We start from the raw sequence: 2573 nt of genomic DNA on the forward strand, positions 1-2573 counted from the left end.
ACCCACTCGTCTCCGTCAAGTACAGCCTTTGTCTGCTGTCCCTGAGCATCTGTACCAGCACCTGGCTCAGTAAGACCGAAAGCACCAAGCTTTCTGCCTGAAGCAAGATCAGGAACATACTTCTCCTTCTGAGCTGGTGTACCAAATGTTACGATAGGATCAACACAGAGTGATGTGTGTGCTGATACGATAACACCTGTAGTACCACAAACCTTTGAAAGTTCCTCAACGCACATAGCATATGTGAGAATATCACAGCCCTGTCCGCCTAACTCCTTAGAAACAGGGATTCCTAAGAAACCATACTTTGCCATCTTCTCTACAGTCTCTCTAGGAAATCTGTGCTGTTCGTCAATTTCCTGAGCAAGAGGCTTTACTTCATTCTGCGCGAACTCTCTGAATAAATTCTGCGCCATTTCATACTTCTTGTCTAAAGCGAAATCCATTCTAATTATTCCTCCATGAATATATTATATTACTTAGCACTATTACTGAGCATCAACTGGTGTCTTTGTACGATCAGCATTGTATACATAGAATCCTCTGCCGCTCTTAACACCAAGGTTGCCGCCACGTACCATCTTACGAAGTAATGGACATGCACGATACTTGCTGTCACCTGTCTCATTGTACAGAACGTCCATGATTGCAAGACAGATATCAAGGCCTACGAAATCACCTAACTCAAGTGGTCCCATTGGATGGTTAGCACCAAGCTTCATAGCAGCGTCAATACCAGCTATGTCTGATACACCTTCCATCTTGATGAATGCAGCTTCGTTGATCATTGGGATGAGGATTCTGTTTACTACGAATCCAGCAGCCTCGTTAACCTGTACTGGAGTCTTACCGATCTCCTCTGAGATCTTAACGATCTTCTCTACAATCTCAGCTGGTGTATTAACACCTGCGATAACCTCGATAAGCTTCATTCTGTCAGCTGGATTGAAGAAATGCATACCGATCATAGGACGTGTAAGACCATTTCCAATCTCTGTGATAGAAAGTGATGATGTGATTGAAGCGAATACACACTCTGGCTTGCAGATCTTGTCAAGCTCAGCAAATGTTGTCTTCTTTACTTCCATGTTCTCGAAAGCAGCCTCAACTATAAGGTCGCAGTCTGCACATAAGTCTTCCTTAAGACCTGGAGTGATGCTGGCAAGAATACCATCAACCTTCTCCTGTGTCATCTTTCCTTTTTCTACGAGTCTTGCATAACCCTTAGCGATCTTGTCCTTACCGCCTTCAGCCCACTCCTGCTTGATATCACAGAGTGCAACCTCGTATCCGTCAACCTGAGCAAATGCCTTAGCAATGCCCTGACCCATGGTTCCTGCACCAATTACGCCAACCTTCATTTTTATGTCCTCCTAAATCTTTTTTTCCGGTAAACATGAGAAATTCATATACGTTTCGTTTAACATGCTACCATAATACTTATATCACACATTTAGGATGGTTTACCTTTATCAGATTCCCCACCCTAAATGTTAATATCAGAACTGTTAATTATTACTTATTCTGGAAAGGAACAACCTTAAGTTTCTTCTCCTTGTCTTTCTCAAGGAAATTGCCCATTCCTGCCTTCTGATCCTCTGTCTCGAAACAGTCACCAAAAAGCTTCTCTTCAATAACAATTGCCTGATCCATATCTACCTGTAAGCCATCGTTGATAGCCTTCTTGCAGTTTCTTACTGCAATAGGAGCGTTTGCTGCGATTCCGGCTGCCATCTTCTTAGCTGCTGGAAGGAGCTCCTCAAGTGGATAAACAGCGTTCACAAGACCGATTCTGTAAGCCTCATCTGCCTTGATGTTTCTTGCTGTGTAGATAAGCTGCTTAGCCATGCCTGCACCTACAAGACGTGCAAGTCTCTGTGTTCCGCCAAAACCAGGTGTGATTCCAAGACCAGCCTCTGGCTGACCGAATATTGCATTCTCTGAGCAGATTCTGATATCACAGCTCATTGAAATCTCGCATCCGCCGCCAAGAGCGAATCCATTCACTGCTGCGATGACTGGGATAGGGAATGTCTCAATGGCTCTGAACACATCGTTACCCTTCTTACCGAAGGCCTCTCCCTCTGCCTTTGTGAGTGTTGACATCTCACCTATATCAGCTCCGGCAACAAATGACTTCTCACCGGCACCTGTAAGAATAAGACATCTTGTTGTATCAAGATCAACTGCCTTGAATGTTGCATCAAGCTCTTCAAGAACTGCACTGTTGAGTGCGTTCAGAGCCTTTGGACGGTTGATTGTGATAATTCCTACATATCCATCCTGTTCGTATGTAACAAACTCCATGATGTATCTCCTTTATTATCTAAAATTAGTCCTCGATCTTAACGACTGTTGAGCAGCCCATTCCACCACCGATACAGAGAGTAGCAAGACCTGTCTTAGCACCCTTTGCCTGCATCTCATGAAGAAGTGTAACAAGGATACGACATCCTGAAGCTCCAACTGGATGTCCAAGAGCGATAGCACCACCGTTAGGGTTAACCTGCTTGTCAACATCAAATCCAAGTTCCTTAGCAACTGCTACTGACTGTGCAGCAAATGCCTCGTTT

At 44.3% G+C, this 2573-nt stretch carries 3 protein-coding genes and 1 pseudogene; all 4 read right to left on the minus strand.

What is annotated here, in order from left to right; all coding sequences use genetic code 11:
• Positions 1-446 (minus strand): acyl-CoA dehydrogenase family protein (locus tag CCU_RS13220; RefSeq protein WP_208896402.1); only part of this gene is annotated, 446 nt, incomplete at its 3' end.
• A 42-nt stretch (positions 447-488) separates the two neighbouring features.
• Entirely contained in the window at positions 489-1361 is an 873-nt protein-coding gene (locus CCU_RS13225; RefSeq protein ID WP_015535003.1) for a 3-hydroxyacyl-CoA dehydrogenase family protein, read from the minus strand.
• Between the two features lie 154 nt (positions 1362-1515).
• Positions 1516-2307, minus strand: a complete 792-nt coding sequence (locus CCU_RS13230) for an enoyl-CoA hydratase-related protein (RefSeq protein ID WP_004852940.1) — start codon at positions 2305-2307, stop codon at positions 1516-1518.
• Between the two features lie 25 nt (positions 2308-2332).
• Positions 2333-2573: pseudogene (locus CCU_RS13235) on the minus strand (acetyl-CoA C-acyltransferase); the annotation flags it as partial.

The organism is Coprococcus sp. ART55/1 (assembly GCF_000210595.1).
Lineage (GTDB): Bacteria > Bacillota > Clostridia > Lachnospirales > Lachnospiraceae > Coprococcus > Coprococcus aceti.

What these genes read in the sequence shown, in the direction of transcription:
- CCU_RS13225 (WP_015535003.1), bottom strand. Translation starts at nt 1,361, where the DNA reads ATGAAGGTTGGCGTAATTGGTGCAGGAACCATGGGTCAGGGCATTGCT.
- CCU_RS13230 (WP_004852940.1), bottom strand. Translation starts at nt 2,307, where the DNA reads ATGGAGTTTGTTACATACGAACAGGATGGATATGTAGGAATTATCACA.